The following is a 17,668-nucleotide window of genomic DNA, read 5'->3' as shown; positions in this document are numbered from 1 at the left end:
GGACAGGCACCTTGTCCGGGCCATCGGCAAAGCCTCACATTTGTATACAAAAAAGCAGACGCTTTACATGCAGCGTCTGCCTTTTATTCTTATTCTTTTGCTAGTACAGCCTCTCCCTGTTTCGGCGCTTTCATATTGTAGATCGGCAAAATAGCGATAAGCCCAATGACAAATAGAATAGCAGCTAACTCGAACATGACAACGATGGAGAACATTCCTTTTAAAATACCGGCGATACTCATCGTTAAGACCATCGATCCCGTAAATAGCGGACTAAGCGTACCGTTTACCCTCCCAATAAATTCAGCCTGTGTATTCTGCAGGATCATGGTATTAATACCAATTTGAATACATGGGAAAAACAATCCATTAAAAAATTCGGCCCCTAATGTAAGCGGCAGGTTAGTTGAAAATCCAACAACACTCATGCCGATGGCGTTTGCGAACATGCCAATGACAAGCAATCTTTGCGGTGGAATGGATTTCGCGAACATAACCGAAACCGCTCCACCTACAATCATCCCGATTCCATTGGCCATCAGCAGCCATTGTAAGTTTTCCTTCGCCAGTGCAAGCCTCTCGGTGACTAGAAAAATATTTAGCGGCTGGATTAATCCAATTGCCAGTCCTGCCGCCATAAAGCTTAAACCAAGCAGCTTTAGCTCTCTTTTTGAAAGAACATAGGCAATCCCGCTTTTCATTTCCTCCAGAACAGTGGTTGCCGCTTTTTCACTTTCGGTTTCATCCTTGTGGTCAGCAGGAATAAACGCTAGCATAACTGCGGAAAGAACAAATGCAACGCCCGTGATGGCAATTGAAATAAGGATGCCAAATTGCTGGAAAATAAATGTCCCAAGAACAGGTCCAAACACCATGAATACCGCAAAAATCGTTTGGTAAATGGACATGGCCTGCTGGATTAATTCCTCGCCTAAATGCATTTTAAAAAGCTTCATGCCTGATGGCTGGGAGAACTGTGACAGGATGGCTGAAATTAACATAACAAAGAAGATAATTTGCCATGAGCCAATGGAAAGGGCGATTAATACGCCGAAAATAGAAACAGCGCTTAATAGATCACACCAAATCATCGTTTTCTTCGGCCGCCAGCGATCAGCAAAGGTCCCGCCGATGAAAGAAAAGATGAAAATAGGAGCAAACTCAGCAACGGAAATCATCGATACCGCAAAGGCATCCCCGCCTGTTTTTTCCATGACAAATAGCAGAACCGCAAAATTCCGCACCCAGATTCCGACTTGGAGAAACAATGCCGAAGCGAAAATAGCCTGAACAAAGCGGTTTTTAAATAGTTGTTTCATAATATTCCTCATTCCTTTTTAGACTGTGTTAACTCCTTGCCTTCATTTGTAGCCAACAAAGCCCCTGAATAACATGGAGGCAACAAAAAAACCCCCACCATCATGTTTGGATAGGAGTCGTCTAAAGACCATAGAAAAAGACAATAGCACACCAAGGTTGTGCTACTTATTTTTTTCTAAAAAAATGCAGACTAATCCCATTCAAATATGACTCGTTTTTATACGAATACATTGAAAGCAGGATTAGTAGATCATTTTCCTATGGTCACCCTTTCGTGTTAGATGTAAATATTTTACACTAATGAATACCCGCATTCAAGAACATTTTTTTCGTTAAATAATGACAGATTTCGCTGCTGAGATTACAATCAAAGAAGGGACTCCCGACTCCCTAAAAATATTTTTAATGAAAGGAAATGATTATGTTTTTTAAACTCCGAACTGAATCCTCTGAACTCCGGATCCTTCGCAGCTTGAATACAAGAATGGCGCTGGAGCCCGATGTTAAGCAGCATTTTTTTAACCTTGCTAAGGGTTTTGAAGGTGAAGTTGCCTTCGACGAATGGACCTTGCCCCTCACTGACAAATACCTTATCCTAAATGACCTCCTCTTAGAATCCAACAGCACCACCTTCCAGATTGATTCTCTATTAATTTCTCAAAAAATGATTTATCTGTTTGAAGTGAAAAACTTTGAGGGAGATTATTATGTGGAAGGGGAGAAATGGTTTAGCATGTCCGGTTCAGAAATTAACAGCCCGCTATTTCAGATGAAGCGCTGCGAAACCCTGCTGAAGAGTTATCTTCATCGCTTGAAAATCAATGTACCTATTAAGTCCTATTTAGTTTTTATCAACCCCGAATTCGCCTTATACGAAGCTCCGCGAAATGAACCCATTATCTTTTTATCCCAGATGAAGCGATTGATTGAAAAATTTCATAGGCAATCTGATTATTTAGGCAACCGCCACAACGCTTTGGCTAATCAATTAGTGAATGATCATTTGAAGAGTAATCGGTTTTCGAAAATACCAATGTATGATTTTAGTCTACTGGAAAAAGGGATTCTATGTAGCAGCTGTCAGGGTTCGCTGATGAAAGCTTTTAACGGAAGAAACCTGATTTGCCCCGGGTGCGGATGTATGGAAAAAACAGAATCTGCGGTGCTGCGCGCTGTTCAGGAGTACAAGCTTCTTTTTCCTGATCGGCAGGTAACCACTCAGGCCATTCAGGAATGGTGCGGGGTGGTGGAATCGCGGAAGACGATAAGGGAAATACTAAATAGACACTTTACTAGAATTGGCCGAACCCAACAAACACACTATATTGAGAAGGACTAGTAAGTTATTATCCAAAACTAGGAGGCAGCCTTTTTTCCGGCACTAGTTGCCTCTACTAGTTACCTTTTTAGCGGGGGGCAGCCTTTTTTCCGGCACTAGTTGTCTCTACTAGTTACCTTTTTAGCGGGGGCAGCCTTTTTTCCGGCACTAGTTGCTTCAACTAGTTACCTTTTTAACGGAGGCAGCCTTTTTTCCGGCACTAGCTGCCTCTACTAGTTACCTTTTTAGCGGGGGTGACCATTTTTCCGGCACTAGCTGTCTCTACTAGTTACCTTTTTAGCGGGGGCAACTATCTTTCCAGCACTAGTTGCTTCAACTAGTTACCTTTTTAGCGGGGGCAACTATCTTTCCAGCACTAGTTGCTTCAACTAGTTACCTTTTTAGCGGAGGCAGCCTTTTTTCCGGCACTAGTTGCCTCTACTAGTTACCTTTTTAGCGGGGACAGCCTTTTTTCCGGCACTAGTTGTCTCTACTAGTTACCTTTTTAACGGAGGCAGCCTTTTTTCCGGCACTAGTTGCCTCTACTAGTTACCTTTTTAGCGGGGGCAGCCTTTTTTCCGGCACTAGTTGTCTCTACTAGTTACCTTTTTAGCGGGGACAGCCTTTTTTCCGGCACTAGTTGTCTCTACTAGTTACCTTTTTAGCGGGGGCAGCCTTTTTTCCGGCACTAGTTGCCTCTACTAGTTACCTTTTTAACGGAGGCAGCCTTTTTTTCCGGCACTAACATCCCAAGTTGGTTACTGTTTTCAAGCGATCCGCCATTTTTCCTGCACAAACATCCACCCACACCACTTGACACAAAACCAATTGGTTCTATATAATCAATAAAGTAAAACCAATTGGTTTCATATTAACCAAAGAAAGAAGGAATATAAAAACATGGCACAAAATGTACAAGATATAGAAAAAACAGTTACTCTAAATGCACCGATCCAAAAGGTTTGGGAGACGGTGTCTACTGCAGAGGGGATTTCTGCATGGTTTATGCCAAACGATTTTAAAGCTGAAGAAGGGCATGAGTTCCATATTCAATCACCATTTGGGCCGTCTCCATGCAAGGTGCTAGAGGTTGAGGCACCGAATCGTTTGTCTTTTGCCTGGGACACAGATGGCTGGGTAGTTACCTTTATTTTAAAAGAAGTTGGCGATCAGACAGAATTCACGCTCATCCACGGCGGCTGGAATCAAGATGACGCTACAGTACCTAAAGCCGGCAGAAGTGCTGCTGAGGTTCGCGAGACTATGAACGGCGGCTGGGAAGGCATCGTGAAAAAGAAACTTCCTGAGGTTGTTGAAGGATAATGTCTGCACTCAAAAAGCATGATATTTTTCAAGCAATTGCTGACCCGACCCGCAGAGAGGTGCTTAAGCTTCTGGCGGAAAAGGAGCGTCCGATTTCCGAAATTACCGCTCATTTCGATATGAGCCGGACGGCAATTGCCAAGCATCTTCATGTGCTTTCAGACGCTGATTTAGTTGTTGGAAAAAAAGTCGGCCGTGAAAAGCGCTACAGTCTGCAGCCAGAGCCATTACAAGAATTAAAGCAATGGCTTTCCTACTTTGATCGCTACTGGGACAATAAGCTTTCAAGGCTGAAGCATGTTGTAGAACATAATAATGAAGAAAACAGACTAAAAGTGATTGAAAAAGAAAAATAGAGTCGTCCTCTATTAAAAACAGCTGGCCATGATGAGCCAGCTGTTTTTTGTCCATCCATCCCTCAAAGATTGTTAATCCACCGAAACACAACCTTTACAAACCCTTTAAACAATCAAAACCTGAAATTAACAATTATTCGTTACAGTTGAAATAGAGGAAATAGTTTGTTAGCCATGCTATTTTTCTCCAAAAATTATTTTGAGAGGAGAAATGGATATGAAACTTGTTTTAATGGGGGATTTACATTATCCAGCAATCGATGAGACAATTAATGGTTTATTTGAAGCACGAGCTAACTTCTATGATGTATTTATTGAAAAGTTTTTAGAAATGGAAGCAGACTTACATATCTCTCTTGGAGATTTAACTAACTTTGGCCGTAAATCTGAGCTTCAGGGTATTTTCAATGTATTAAAGCGAAAAGAGAGAAACTTTATCCATGTGTTAGGCAACCACGATTTATATGCGCAGACAAGAGAAGATGTATTGAAAATGACCGGCCAAAAGCGCTATCATTCGATCACAACAGACGAAGCCGTATTTGCTTTTTTAGATACTGCAAAGGAACAGGATTTTGAAGACTGGGGAGGCTGGGTAGACGAAGAGCAGCTGCAATGGTTTGAAAATGTCGTTAAAGAATCCGGCTCTAAACCGCTTCTTGTATTTGCCCACCACCCTGTTTACAATACAACCAAACGTTCAGATATTGATAAAGGCTCTATCCATCCTAGCGTTGATATGTGGAGGATTTTGGAACAAAAGGACGGGGTTGGTGTGTATTTCAACGGACACACCCATGTAGATTCAGTCGTCAGCCAACAGAACTGGACTTTTGTACAAACTTCCGCTTGTTTAGATCAGCAGGCATTCCGCCACGTTGAAATTACCGAAGAAGAAATCATTATTAGAGCGATTGATATAGAGAATCAAGATCTGGCTGAAAACGCTGCGATGATTTACGATAACATCAAACATTTTACCCATAGTCCGAATGCAAGAGGGACAGACGAAGAACGCGGATGCCGCATCCCGCTCCTGCCTGTCGGAAGCAGAAACTGACTTTTTTTAAAAGCAAAAGGGCGATTACCCGCTTATGGGTGAATCGCCCTCTTTTTTCTCAGAAAGAATAGAACCATACATAATGATACTAACGAACACACAAGCCATAAGAAAAAGTATGGCGGATAATAAACCAGCCTTACCTCGTTTATCCCCTGATCAAGCTTAAAGCCGATAAACGCATAATTGGCCTTCAGCACCTTTTGCTTTTCCCCATTCACCTTCACACTCCAGCCTTTTTCATAGGGAACAGGCAGTACAGCAAACTGATCATTCTCTTTGTTATCCACTGTAAAATCAATCGAATTCCCGCTCCAGTTCACAATAGGAGCCTGCTTTTGATCATACTCATGCTTTGCCGCTTCGAGTGCGCCATAGTTCTCCCCATAAAGCTCGAAATCTCTTAATTCAAATGAGCCTTTAGGAACCCTTATCGAAATGCGTTCATTCGCTGCAATCCTAACCGTTATTTTATTGACATTGGTCTTATAAATAGACTCGATTTCTTTCCTTGACGTCTGATATTCATTTACTTGGAGAGTGAATTCCTCCGTGTTAATATTCGGTTTAACATTTTTCTTCCCCTTTATATAAAAAGAAATATAGAGATCCTTCACAGATGGATCCAATTGATCCAAAACAAGATCGACTCCTCCCTCTTTGCCTGTTACCTTTAGTACACTGTCACTATACTCAGCATCAACGGCTTCGAGTCGGGCCTGCTTCATAAGATTCATACTTCCAAGCTCCACACCCGAGAAGCTCTCTCCTTTTCCTTCTAAAATAACCCCTCGCAGCATCGATTGTTCCTTCACAACTGGGGATTTCTCTGAAAAATCCTCCTCCGAAAAAACAGTGCTTGTCGTTCTTACAAACGGAAGCATATGCTGATTTTGATAGGCAATATAGTTTCCAGCCTCAGCAAACTTTGCAAATCCATAAGGCACTGCATCATCACCGCGTTCAGCAATGTAATACTTCCCCATGAACATACTGTACAAATTGGCCCGATCGCCTAAAGAGCCATATCTGCTGACACTTTCACGGCCCATATCAATTTCTAAATCATTTAAATAAAAATACAGTAAATGTTCATTCAAAATACTCGAATACACACTAAATCCCTTAAATCCCTGAACAATCGGCGTATTGTTTCTTGTATCAATCATCCAGTCAATCCGGGCAAGCGGGTCCGCTTCCTCCTGTTGAATTAGGCGAATGAGCTCCTGCTGATCCTTTCCATTATATAGATCACTCTGCATGTAGTCCTGAGAAACCCGATACTCTGTACCTGTCTTTGTAAGCCTTCCTTCTTGGAAAAAATTCGCTATCGCCACACATAAGATGATCAGCAAAACACCAAAACCCTTCCATACTGAATTGCTTTTTTTAAAAGCATATCCATAAATAGCGATCAAGATGAAACCGGCTGCGATCGCAAAATAAGCTAGCTTTAAAGAATCAAACGTCAATTTAGGATCATTCACGTAAAAAAGCACATACAGCACAAACACAATTGCGCTTGATGTCATCAGCTCCTGCTTCTTTACAGCCTTCAGCTGCTGAAGCCCCGCTGCTGTGAGTCCTCCAGCTGCCAGTGATAAAAAGTATTCCCAGCGATATTGCGGCGCGGAAAAACCATTAAAAACACTGCCGATAAAAGGACTATAATGCATGAACATCAGCACGATGACTAATATGGCAAAGAAGCGAAAGAGATAGTTGCGATAAAAGGAAAACAGGAATAAACATATGAGAACAAAGGCAGGCATGTACACAATGCGGCCATTCAACAAAATATTATCCACAAAATCAAACATCGGCACAGAATCCTCATAGGGCGGCCGATGATTGTTCAAATATCCGTAGACAGCCGGAAAAAATGACACCGCACTGATGCCAAAGCCGCCAAGACCGCTTAGAGCAAACAGCTTTATTTGCGTCAGTTTATTTGTTTCTTCATCATCGAGCTGAACCAGCCACCGAAATAGAATATAAATGCCTGCCAGCAGAAAATTAACATAGGAAAAATAAAAATTATCAAACAGGCTAATCGAAACTCCCAGTAAAAATAGACCTGCTTTGCCTTCCCGGATAATTTTTTCTGCCCCAATGAGCAAGATCGGCAGCCATACCATCGCATCAGCGAAAAACTCCCAATAGGTCACATGACGAAAATAAATAATGCTTGTTCCATAAACGACAGCTCCGGCAAATGCAGGCATCTTAGCAAATTGCAAATATCGGAAGTAAACCGTCGTTAACATGATAATGATCGTCAAGCGGATTACGCTAATAACCAGAATCAGGTCAGCCCAATAATGTATATCAGGTGTATCGATGACACGGGCGCTCTCAAGCAAAAAAGTGACAAATACTGTCACCATGAAAAAAACCGACATAGAAAAATAGTATCCAAGCTGCGTGTATGTACTCCCGCCCAAGCCAAAATCAGGCGAGTAAAAAAATTCACCGCTTTTGTACTGATTGTACAGAAGCTGTTTAAATGGCAGCATTTGCGAAAGCCCGTCATTTAGACCTGTCATATACCGGCCATCAAACCATTCCATGATAAAAAAGACATGACTCAATAAAGCTGTGATTAAACTTAATAAAAAAAGACCATATAGTCTTTTCTTTTTAAGGAAATGCTGAGTCAGACGCGATCCTATGAAACTGTTGTTTTGGAGCGGTGCAGCTATTCCGTGATTGACATGTCTCATGATGTTTTTAAGATTCTCCCTGTTAGAATAAAAGTCATTGGTATGGTAAAAATAACGGCCGCAATTGGCGCAAAACTGCTGCTGAGATGGAACAGCTCCACAAAAATATACAGAAGAGCGGACGTTGCCAAAGTGTTAAAAACTTGCGTTAAGGGAAAACGGAGGAATCTCGACCACGTTGGCTTGACCTTATACGTATAAAGCGTACTTAAAAAGAAGGAGCCTATTAAACTAAGCAAAAATCCGATCATATGCGAGAGAAAATAATGAAACCCAAGGATATGCAGGCAAGCCATATAAATCGCGTAATAATGAAGAGTGTTCACTCCACCGACAAGGACAAATCTGAAGAACTCTTTTTTACTGAATGGCATGCTTTTCTCCCTTCTCTGCGGCTGTTTCAATATTTGTTTTTCCGACTATATAATGCGGCCGTTTTTTTGTTTCATAATAAATGCGCCCGATGTACTCGCCAATAATCCCCAGACAGACAAGCTGAATCCCGCCTAAAAATAGGACAGCTGAAATCGTTGTAAAATAGCCTGGAACAGCAATGCCATTCTGCAGGATTTGCACAAAAGTAACCATAATATAGACGAGGGACAATAGTAATACAAACGCCCCTAAATAGAAGCAAGCACGCAATGGTTTGTGGTTAAATGAAACCACGCCATCAATCCCATAGTTTAATAGTTTGGCAAATGACCACTTTGTATCTCCCTTTTCTCTTGCCACATTGTCATAGGGTATCACCTTTTTCTCTAGGCCAATCCACGAATACAACCCCTTGGAAAACCGATTTCCTTCACTAAGCCTTAAAAGCGCATTGACCGCTTTACGGCTAAGAAGCCGGAAATCGCCTTCCCCATCTGACAGCTCCACATCAACCGCCTTATTAAAAAACCGGTAAAATCCTGAAGACAGTGCGGATCTGACGAAAGAATCGCCTTTCCGATTCCGCTTAGCAATGACCTGATCATATCCATCCTCATATCCTTTTAAAAGCTTAGGAATCATGGACACAGGATGCTGCAAATCAGCATCCATCATAATCACTGCATCTCCCTGTGCATGGTGAAGACCTGCTAAAAGGGCAGCCTCTTTTCCAAAATTCCGGGAAAAAGATACATATTTTGCCTCGGGATGACTGAAAGCCAAACCCTGAATAGCCTCGACTGTTCGATCCTTGCTGCCATCATCAATGAACACGACTTCAAATTCATAATAATACTGACGCAGCATTTCACATTTAATCGCTTCAAAGACGTTCCGAACATTTTCTGCCTCATTATACGCAGGGATAATATAAGAGATCATTAGGCGCCCCATGAATCCACTTCACCTTCCGTTTATTTTTAGGTTCAACTTCGAGAAATGTCTTAGCTTTTGGCGCCGATAATCGGGCGCCTTACGCTTTTCTTATTTAACGCCTGTATAAACAAAAGCCCGGATAATTTGACGCTGAGCAAAAAAGAAAACAATTAAGATTGGAATGACTAAAATCATATTGCCGGCCATAAGAACGTTCCAGGCAATGCCTCCGTCTACCTCTCTTAGCTTCGAAATCCCGAGTGGAAGTGTTCGTGCTGAATCACTTGTTGTCATAACCAGCGGCCAAAAATAATCATTCCAATGGCTAATAAAGCTAAACAACGCAAAGGTGATCAACACTGGTTTTGCAATGGGAATCATGATTTTCAAAATAATTTTCCACTCCGGCGCTTCATCCAATCTTGCTGCTTCCAATAGTTCTTCAGGAATCTGCATAAAGGACTGGCGCAGCATGAAAATACCGAACACACTTGAAGCAAACGGCAAAATGAGGGCCCAAAGCGTATCAAGCAAGCCCCATGAACTCATCTGCAAATAGACTGGCAAGAAGATCAGCTGGCCGGGAATCATTAAGGTAATCATGGTCAAGGCAAAGAAAAGTGAGCTCCCAGCAAATTTGTATCTGGCAAAGGCATAGGCTGCGGGAATAATCGTTAAAAATTGCAGTATCAAAATGCCGACTGACACAATTAAACTATTTAAAAAGTATTTGAAAAAGGGCCCTGAATTCCAAGCCTTAGCGAAGTTCTCCCAAATAAACTGTTCGGGAATCCACTTTGGCGGAAAAGTGAGCGTTTCTCCCAAGGTTTTAAAGGACGTGGATATCATCCACACAAAGGGAAATACAAAGATACATACAATAAAAAATAGTCCAATTCCGTTGATAAGCTTTCCTAAATAGGATGTCTTCATATGAATCTCCACCTTTAGCGATAATGAACACGTTTGGCAAGCAGCTTAAAGTATAAGATTGTCAGCAAACCAACAATGAACAGCAGCAGCACGCCAGCTGCGGATGAATAGCCGATTTTAAAATAGCGAAAACCGTATTCGTAAATGTAGTAAACAAACGTATTCGTTGAATTGATCGGGCCGCCCTGTGTCATAATGGATATGGTCTCAAACACCTGAAAGGAGTTAATCATGCCGATGATCGTTAAGAAAAACAAGGTTGGCGACAGCATCGGCAATGTGAGCTTCCAAAACGTGCGTGCCTTGCTTGATTCATCTAATTGCGCCGCTTCATACATGTCACGAGGGATGCTTTGCAGACCCGCAATGAAGATAAGCGTATTAAAGCCAATTCCCTTCCAAACAGCTACTATCACAAGCGAAAATAGTGATGTGCTTGGATCAGTCAGCCACGAAACATTTGCTAGGCCAAATAGATTTAAAAACCAGTTTAATAGGCCATAGTCTGTATCCATCAGCCACATCCAGAGCATGGAAACAGAAACCAGTGAGATAATATGCGGGCTAAAAACAGCCCCTTGAACAAGACTATAAACAGATCCATTATTATTAAGCCAAAGGGCTAATAGGAGCGAGATCACAATCGTGAGTGAAACAGTCAGTGCAGTGTAGATAAATGTGTTTTGCATGACTTCAATAAATTCACGCTCCCCGAACAGACCCGCGAAGTTTTGCATTCCGACAAATTGTTTGTCCGGGCTCACGAAGTTCCATTCGTGAAAACTTAAATAAATCATGTAGCCAATCGGGTAAATAAAAAATAAACAAAAGATTACAATGGCAGGAGCAATCATGGCATACGGTCTCAGTTTGTGCCAGGCCACATTATCTTCCTCCTTTTACCAAAACAGGCTCAATCCTCTTAATGGTTACTGAACGGTTCCGTTCACCTTGATTATTAAAGAAATATAGTTTTTCATACGGGATTTGCAGCCGAACATGCCTCACACTGTCCAACGGCTCAATAAAACTTTTACAATGAATGACTCCTGCATTCGTTTTTACCGTGTAAATCGTTTCAGATCCAAGCGTTTCTCTTGTTACCACTTCACCAAACAGATGAACAGAGTGCGGATCTGTATTTTCTGTTCTGGATATAAGAATATTCTCAGGTCTGAAACCTACATATTTCACATCTCCATTCAGGGCTGGCAAATCATCTTTCATCAGCCTGTAATCGATGATATTCATAGCTGGAGTACCGATAAAACTAGCTGTGAAAATATTATTAGGATCATGATAAACTGTCATAGGGTTCGCTTTTTGCTGAATTTCTCCTTTATTTAAAATCACGATCTCATCCCCCATTGACATGGCTTCGACCTGATCATGGGTCACATAGACAAATGTTGTTCCTAAGCGTTTATGCAGCTGGATTAATTCCGTTCTCATCTGACCGCGCAGCTTAGCATCGAGATTGGATAGAGGCTCATCGAGAATGAAAACCTTTGGCTTTTTAACCATTGCTCGTGCAAGGGCGACACGCTGTCTCTGTCCGCCGGAAAGCTGCTGAGGCTTCTTATTTAGATAGTCAGTCAAGCCGACAATTTCAGAGATTTCTCTAATCAATTCCTCGCGCTCATGTCTAGGCACTTTTTTATTAATTAGGCCAAACTCAATATTCCCTTTGACCGTCATAGTTGGATATAAAGCATAATTTTGAAACACCATGGCAATGTTTCGCTTGCCTGGAGGGGTGTCATTTACAAGCTGATCCCCTATCCAAATTTCACCGGAGGATTGCTTTTCAAGCCCGGCAATCATCCGAAGAGTGGTTGATTTACCGCAGCCAGATGGACCAACGAGGACTGTAAAAGAGCCATCATGAATCTTCAGGTTTAAATCCTTTATTACTTCTTCATTATTAAACACCTTTGAAACATTTTTCAGAATAATCTCTGCCATAAGAAGCTCCTCCTCATCAAAGATTCCTTAGTGGATTGCATTTATTAGATCCGCTCTCAACGGCTGAAAACTGTTTAATCGATAAAGAAAATCTGTCAGTTCTTCAATTTTCTGAACTTCAGCATCCCATTGGGTCGAATCCGCGTGAGCATATCTCGAAATGAGACAGGTTTTGCCTCCGTAGTTTTTTACAGGGTACAAATCATTAAATGGGTTATCGCCAATTGACAAGATTTCATCAGGCCGGTAGCCCTCTCCCATCAATTTTTCAATCATCTGCAGCATACCTTTAGGTTTTTTGGCGTCAAAAACGTATTCATCAAAATGCTCCTTAATCCCTAAATACTCAACAAATTCTAAAGCAGATGGTCCAGGCGTATTGGTCATAAAGACTTTTTTCATCAGCTTTAAATCTGAAATCGCCTCAAATAAGGCTTGGTGACGATAAATTTTATATGGCTCACAAAGCATTTCTTTACGCACCTGATCAAACGCCTTCATTCTTATGGCACCGTCCACGTTAAACTTTTCAGCGTACAATCCAGCAATTCCCCATGGATCTCCTATGTAGAAGAGACAATTTTTCTCTGCCGCTGTCTGCATATGCACTTGGCCATCCCATGAATAGCATGCTGTCGGTTTAAGAGATTCCTGAGCGTACACCTTTTGGTTTTCATAGGAATAGTAGTAGCCAATCCGGATTGGATGATTGCCTTCTAAAATCGCATAGGCTTCTTGAATAACCTCTTCTAGTTCCTGAGGAGTTAATTGCTCCTTAAGCATGTGTTGGATATATCGCCCTAAAAATGTGTAATCCTGATAGAGCGTCCCGTCTAAATCAAAAATCACTGCTTTAATGTGTTTCATCCAGTCCATTTTTCTGTTCCTCCTTTATGTAGCAAGGAAGAAAAGTACCCCTTTTGCACTTTTCTTCCGGATCTATCAAGAATTTCACTGATTTTCATACTTTCTGGGACCGTTGATTGCAGCGAGAGGCGCTTCGCTTTCCGGGGGGCGTTTCGCGAGCCACCTCGTCACTTGCGCTCCTGTGGGGTCTCGCTTCAACGATGATCCCCCAGGAGTCTTCGCGCCTGTAGCGAAGATCAACTAAGTGGTTAAGACAATTTTGAGATTTAACACAGCCTATTTTTTTAGCAATTGATTCGATTTTTCAGCCGCAGCATCAAGGGCATCTTTAGGCGCTAAATCTTTTTCCAATAAAGTTCTTGTAATTTCATCTGCTATGACCGTTGAAATCTCTGGATATTCTTGAGCCATTGGACGCGGATGTCCATACTGCAATTGATCAACTGCCACTTTAAATTGCGGCGTTTCTTTATATAAAGCCTGCATTTCTTCGGATTCAACCGCAGATAGACGGCTTGGCAAATACCCAGTGAATTTGCTTGCATAAATGGTTTGTTCTTTCGCTGTCATGAACTTAATAAATTCCCATGCAGCATCTTGCTTGTCTTTTTCTAAACCAGCTGTCATCACAAGGTTCGCTCCGCCTGTCGGCACGGCATTCTGTTTATCAGAAGGAATAAAGGCTGTATTTAATTCAAAGCCTTTCTCTTTTGCAACAGACAAATTGTAGGAAAGATCGGCCGTCGAAGAAAAAATCATTGCCGCACGGCTATTTGCGAAATCCTGCTTGGCTACATCTGCTGCTGTTTCTCCGCCTGGAACCTTAATAACTCCTTCTTGAGCAAGCTTTTTCCAAAATTCAAGGGCTTTCACGCCAGCTTTCTCATTGAATAAAACCTTTGAGTCATCATCTGCTACCATTTGGCCGCCTGCTGAAGCAATAAAGGCCTCATAAATCCAAATGTTTACCGGCATCGTCATTCCAACTGTTTTGCCTTCTTCTGTAAGAGCTCTTAAATACTCTTCAAATTCATCCCAAGTTTTTGGACCCGCTGGATCAAGCCCTGCCTCTTTTAGCATGGTTGTATTCATATAAAGGATCGGCGTGCTGCGCAGGTACGGAAGGCCATATAGCTTTCCATCGACATAGGAATTACCCATTAAGCCTGGATTAAAATCATCCATGTTGATATCGTCTCTTTCAATGAACGGTGTTAAATCCTGTGTCATGCCTGACTTGGCAAAGACGCCAATAGAAGAAATTTCATTCTGTGTCACTTCTGGCGCATTTCCTGCAGCAAAGGCCGCTTGTGTTTTTGCATGAAGGTCGACATATGTCCCTTGATATTCTGCTTTTACATGAATTTTGTCTTGCGACTCATTGAACATCTTCACAAGATTTTCGTTGTTTTCGCCAATTTTGTCTCCCCAGGCATACCAATAGGTAATTTCAATCTTTTCCCCGCCTTTTTCATCAGTCTTGCTATCACTCCCGCCTGATGTTCCTGAAACTTTATCTGATTGACAGGCTGTAAGAAAAATCATTAATAGAGCTAGCATGAAAGCAAAATACTTTTTCAAGGTAAATCCTCCTTTTATGTATCAAGTTTATTTAAAAGCTTTACACGTCGAATATTCCTTTTGTTTCACTCATTCCTTCCTTTACATCACCTCCAAAAAATAAGACCTCAAATAAAAAACGAAAATTCGTTTGTATTTGAGGTCTCTCTAATTAGAACCAGCTTTTCTATTTACTTTTCAATTTTGATTATAAAGATGAATTGTTATAACAGTTTTATTATTTTGTAAATAAATATTAAGATATCATAAACAAAATCTATCGATTCATTTTAGCAAGGCTTCTTTTGCGGCACCCGAAAGATCCTCTTTCCATATATCAATGTTAGAGGTCGTTATTGCAACGGCCCCACATTCAAGCACTTCCAAGGCGTGTTCTTTTTCTGAAAGCAGTCCGCCGGTAATCAGCGGGAGCTTTAATTGCTTGCTTAAGTCCTTGATGACATGCGGAAGCCTTGACGGCATGATTTCAATAATATCTGGAATGGTTTGGTCCAATGAATGCAATACATGATCAAATACTTCTGTATCGATCATAAAAACTCGCTGTACCACGAGGAGCTTCTTCCTTTTTGCTTTTGCAGCTATATTTGGTTTGGTTGAAATGATTCCTAATGGCTGTACATAATTCGCAATAAAATCAAGTCCTTCATCATTTATGCTTAAACCGCCTATTTTTTCAATATGAACAAAAACTGGCAGGCCTTCTTCTTTGAAAAGATCCACGTAGTTTTTTATGGACATGATATTTCCAGTAAGCAAAAAAACAGCACTAATTCGGTCCTTCCATTTAATTGCTTTTTCAATCCCTTTCGGGCTCTTCACCGCAGCAATTTTTTTGTATTGATAGAGACGTTTAAAGAATTCCTTTTCTTCATTCGTTCGGTACACTTGGATCACTCCCGATTTTTGTAAATTCGCTTCCTTTTATTCCAGTATAAGGAATGATTGTTAATGGATTGTAAAGGGAACTTTAAGTTTGCAATCTTGGAGAATTGTAGTAACGAGTATTTAATGAACAAAGTAGTTTTGAACAAAAAAAGGACAGCGTTGGGGCTGCCCTTAATCCTTATGACTTCATTCCTGTATAAATCTGTATAGCATCTCTCAAGAACTCCGCGGTTCCCGGCTGATCCTTGTCATAATAAGCAGTGAATCTTTCATCGTCCACATACATTTGCGCTAAGCCAGCATGAGCCTCTTTGCTGTATTCCTTCCAATAAAAGCACAGCCACTTCTTGTGCAACTCAGCCGCTTTTTGTGCGAGTTCTCCAGCAGGGTCACCTGTGGCAAAAGCTTTTGCCAATGTCTCCTGAACTTCATGAGCAAGCTTTGTTACTTCCTCATGTTCGTCTTGAGTCATGTTCATAACCTTTGCGTTAGATTGATCAACAGCCTCATCACCGTACTTTTCACGGATTTCCTTTCCATACTTTTTCTCGTTTTCTTCGACCATCTTTTTCTTAAATCCCGCAAATTTTTCTTTATCAGTCATATGAAATCTCCCTTCTGTTAAGGCGATTGTTTTATCCACGTTAGCGATCAGCACATCCAATTGCTGTCTTTTTTCAAGGAGTTTTTCGCGATGCTCCCTTAGCGCTGCCGCTCCGTTAAAGGAAGGGGAGGTGACAATATTCTTAATGCTGTCTAAGCTGACACCTAATTCTCTGTAAAAGAGAATCTGCTGCAGCCTGTTTACCTCTGCCTGCCCGTAAATCCGATATCCGGATGAATTGATTCTAGCCGGCTTTAGAATACCAATCTCATCATAATATCTTAACGTTCGGGTGCTGACTCCTGCTAAGTTCGCAAGTCTTTGCACAGTATATTCCAGGTGCTTTCCTCCTTTCACAACTAACAATACACCTTAACGCAGCGTCAAGGTCAATAGGTACTTTTCATATTTCCTTTACCGCTTTAATCAGATGGGGGCCTGTCCCCCAATGCTTTAATGCGGTAAACTAGCGGAGGCTTACCCCCAGCGCTTTAATGCGGTAATCCAGCGGGGGACTGTCCCCCGGCGCTTTAATGCGGTAATCCAGCGGGGGACTGTCCCCCAGCGCTTTAAACTGCTGAAGGGGTTCCGAAGGGTTCGGAGGGGGTTCGGAGCCCTAAATGGGGGGAATTTGGGATTAATCAAACGTTTGATTAATAAATTTAGGCTATTTTTTCTTAATCAAACGTTTGATTAAGATGATTTTTTCCTATTCCCCTCTCCAAAAAACCCCGAAGGCTTTTATTCCTTCAGGGTCATCGGTAAACACCATACTCTATAATCTGCAGATAATCTTCCAGCTCCTGGACGAGCGGATCGGGCTCGCTAAAAAAATCATATTGTTTATTTTTATACAGGGTTTGATATTTATTCCCAAGCTGCTCACAGATAAACATGGTCATTTTAATAACCTTGTCAGCAGTGATCCCTTCCCTCAGCCGGTCGGTTTTGATGAGTTCCCGCAAATAAATATGTTCCAGCATAAAATCTTCCTGGTATTTCGAATAATACGTATTGGCGACTTCCTCCATTTCCTTTTGGACAGCCGCCGGGGGACTTAAAATGGCATCTGATATCAGCTGGGTTTCCTTAATATATGGCCCGGTAATCTTATGCTTTAGCAAATAGATTTCTTTTACCCGTGCAAAGAAATCCGGTGATGAAACTCCCTTAAGAGCTTCCATTGTTTTTTCGATAATGAGTTTCAGCGCATAAGTGACCACATAAAGGTAAAGATTCTTCTTGCTTTTAAAATAATGAAAAAGAATACCCTTTGAGATGCCTGCCCTGCTAGTAATGATATCCGTAGAAGCTTTGTCATATCCATTCTTAACAAATTCCTCTATCGCCACATTGATAATTAATTCCTTTTTTTCCTGCGGCTGTTTTTCAAAAGCAGAATACAACGTTGACACCTTC

16 protein-coding genes are annotated in these 17,668 nt (G+C 41.5%); 4 read left to right on the top strand and 12 right to left on the bottom strand.

Translation table 11 applies throughout. The features are described from left to right. Positions 1–89 precede the first annotated feature (89 nt). On the bottom strand, positions 90–1,331 hold the full coding sequence (locus AC1Q59_RS13005) for an MFS transporter (protein ID WP_492366263.1): 1,242 nt from the start codon (positions 1,329–1,331) through the stop codon (positions 90–92). A 410-nt stretch (positions 1,332–1,741) separates the two neighbouring features. On the opposite strand from AC1Q59_RS13005, the gene AC1Q59_RS13000 reads away from it, so the two are divergent. The 4 genes from AC1Q59_RS13000 to AC1Q59_RS12985 all read left to right on the top strand — a co-directional run bounded on the left by AC1Q59_RS13000 (position 1,742) and on the right by AC1Q59_RS12985 (position 5,377). Beyond that, positions 1,742–2,659, top strand: a complete 918-nt coding sequence (locus AC1Q59_RS13000; protein ID WP_492366262.1) for a nuclease-related domain-containing protein — start codon at positions 1,742–1,744, stop codon at positions 2,657–2,659. 879 nt (positions 2,660–3,538) lie between these two features. Further along, a complete protein-coding gene (locus tag AC1Q59_RS12995) occupies positions 3,539–3,961 on the top strand; it encodes an SRPBCC family protein (protein ID WP_492366261.1) in 423 nt (140 codons plus the stop codon). Further along, positions 3,961–4,317, top strand: coding sequence for an ArsR/SmtB family transcription factor (locus AC1Q59_RS12990; protein ID WP_492366260.1), 357 nt, complete (start codon positions 3,961–3,963; stop codon positions 4,315–4,317). The genes AC1Q59_RS12995 and AC1Q59_RS12990 overlap by 1 nt, the downstream gene beginning before the upstream one ends. A 217-nt stretch (positions 4,318–4,534) precedes the next feature. After that, positions 4,535–5,377, top strand: coding sequence for a metallophosphoesterase family protein (locus AC1Q59_RS12985; RefSeq protein ID WP_492366259.1), 843 nt, complete (start codon positions 4,535–4,537; stop codon positions 5,375–5,377). A gap of 32 nt (positions 5,378–5,409) precedes the next feature. On the opposite strand, the gene AC1Q59_RS12980 is transcribed toward AC1Q59_RS12985, so the two are convergent. From AC1Q59_RS12980 to AC1Q59_RS12930, 11 genes are all read right to left on the bottom strand, one after another. Next, a complete protein-coding gene (locus AC1Q59_RS12980; protein ID WP_492366258.1) occupies positions 5,410–8,100 on the bottom strand; it encodes a YfhO family protein in 2,691 nt (896 codons plus the stop codon). After that, entirely contained in the window at positions 8,097–8,474 is a 378-nt protein-coding gene (locus AC1Q59_RS12975; protein WP_492366257.1) for a GtrA family protein, read from the bottom strand. The genes AC1Q59_RS12980 and AC1Q59_RS12975 overlap by 4 nt, the downstream gene beginning before the upstream one ends. Next, positions 8,461–9,429, bottom strand: a complete 969-nt coding sequence (locus tag AC1Q59_RS12970; protein WP_492366256.1) for a glycosyltransferase family 2 protein — start codon at positions 9,427–9,429, stop codon at positions 8,461–8,463. Before AC1Q59_RS12970 ends, AC1Q59_RS12975 begins: the two co-directional genes overlap by 14 nt. 90 nt (positions 9,430–9,519) lie before the next feature. Continuing rightward, positions 9,520–10,344: a carbohydrate ABC transporter permease gene (locus AC1Q59_RS12965; RefSeq protein WP_492366255.1), complete on the bottom strand. Its 825-nt coding sequence runs from the start codon at positions 10,342–10,344 to the stop codon at positions 9,520–9,522. Between the two features lie 14 nt (positions 10,345–10,358). Beyond that, positions 10,359–11,228, bottom strand: coding sequence for a carbohydrate ABC transporter permease (locus AC1Q59_RS12960; RefSeq protein ID WP_492366254.1), 870 nt, complete (start codon positions 11,226–11,228; stop codon positions 10,359–10,361). Position 11,229: 1 nt separating this feature from the next. Then, positions 11,230–12,309, bottom strand: a complete 1,080-nt coding sequence (locus AC1Q59_RS12955) for an ABC transporter ATP-binding protein (RefSeq protein WP_492366253.1) — start codon at positions 12,307–12,309, stop codon at positions 11,230–11,232. Between the two features lie 27 nt (positions 12,310–12,336). After that, entirely contained in the window at positions 12,337–13,185 is an 849-nt protein-coding gene (locus AC1Q59_RS12950) for an HAD family hydrolase (protein WP_492366252.1), read from the bottom strand. 267 nt (positions 13,186–13,452) lie between these two features. Continuing rightward, a complete protein-coding gene (locus AC1Q59_RS12945) occupies positions 13,453–14,757 on the bottom strand; it encodes an ABC transporter substrate-binding protein (protein WP_492366251.1) in 1,305 nt (434 codons plus the stop codon). 264 nt (positions 14,758–15,021) lie between these two features. Next, positions 15,022–15,645: a glycerol-3-phosphate responsive antiterminator gene (locus AC1Q59_RS12940; protein ID WP_492366250.1), complete on the bottom strand. Its 624-nt coding sequence runs from the start codon at positions 15,643–15,645 to the stop codon at positions 15,022–15,024. A gap of 178 nt (positions 15,646–15,823) precedes the next feature. After that, a complete protein-coding gene (locus AC1Q59_RS12935; RefSeq protein ID WP_492366419.1) occupies positions 15,824–16,588 on the bottom strand; it encodes a MerR family transcriptional regulator in 765 nt (254 codons plus the stop codon). Between the two features lie 416 nt (positions 16,589–17,004). Next, on the bottom strand, positions 17,005–17,664 hold the full coding sequence (locus AC1Q59_RS12930; RefSeq protein WP_492366249.1) for a TetR/AcrR family transcriptional regulator: 660 nt from the start codon (positions 17,662–17,664) through the stop codon (positions 17,005–17,007). Positions 17,665–17,668 lie beyond the last annotated feature (4 nt).

The organism is Cytobacillus sp. MT66, assembly GCF_058792595.1.
Note: the sequence above shows the minus strand (reverse complement) of the source record. Positions and strands in the feature narration are given on the sequence as shown.

Bases quoted from the DNA above. Each gene is read 5' to 3' on its own strand.
- AC1Q59_RS12970 (WP_492366256.1), bottom strand. From the start codon at position 9,429: ATGGGGCGCCTAATGATCTCTTATATTATCCCTGCGTATAATGAGGCA.
- AC1Q59_RS12950 (WP_492366252.1), bottom strand. From the start codon at position 13,185: ATGGACTGGATGAAACACATTAAAGCAGTGATTTTTGATTTAGACGGG.
- AC1Q59_RS13005 (WP_492366263.1), bottom strand. From the start codon at position 1,331: ATGAGGAATATTATGAAACAACTATTTAAAAACCGCTTTGTTCAGGCT.
- AC1Q59_RS12980 (WP_492366258.1), bottom strand. From the start codon at position 8,100: ATGAGACATGTCAATCACGGAATAGCTGCACCGCTCCAAAACAACAGT.
- AC1Q59_RS12965 (WP_492366255.1), bottom strand. From the start codon at position 10,344: ATGAAGACATCCTATTTAGGAAAGCTTATCAACGGAATTGGACTATTT.
- AC1Q59_RS12985 (WP_492366259.1), top strand. From the start codon at position 4,535: ATGAAACTTGTTTTAATGGGGGATTTACATTATCCAGCAATCGATGAG.
- AC1Q59_RS12990 (WP_492366260.1), top strand. From the start codon at position 3,961: ATGTCTGCACTCAAAAAGCATGATATTTTTCAAGCAATTGCTGACCCG.
- AC1Q59_RS12975 (WP_492366257.1), bottom strand. From the start codon at position 8,474: ATGCCATTCAGTAAAAAAGAGTTCTTCAGATTTGTCCTTGTCGGTGGA.
- AC1Q59_RS13000 (WP_492366262.1), top strand. From the start codon at position 1,742: ATGTTTTTTAAACTCCGAACTGAATCCTCTGAACTCCGGATCCTTCGC.
- AC1Q59_RS12955 (WP_492366253.1), bottom strand. From the start codon at position 12,309: ATGGCAGAGATTATTCTGAAAAATGTTTCAAAGGTGTTTAATAATGAA.
- AC1Q59_RS12995 (WP_492366261.1), top strand. From the start codon at position 3,539: ATGGCACAAAATGTACAAGATATAGAAAAAACAGTTACTCTAAATGCA.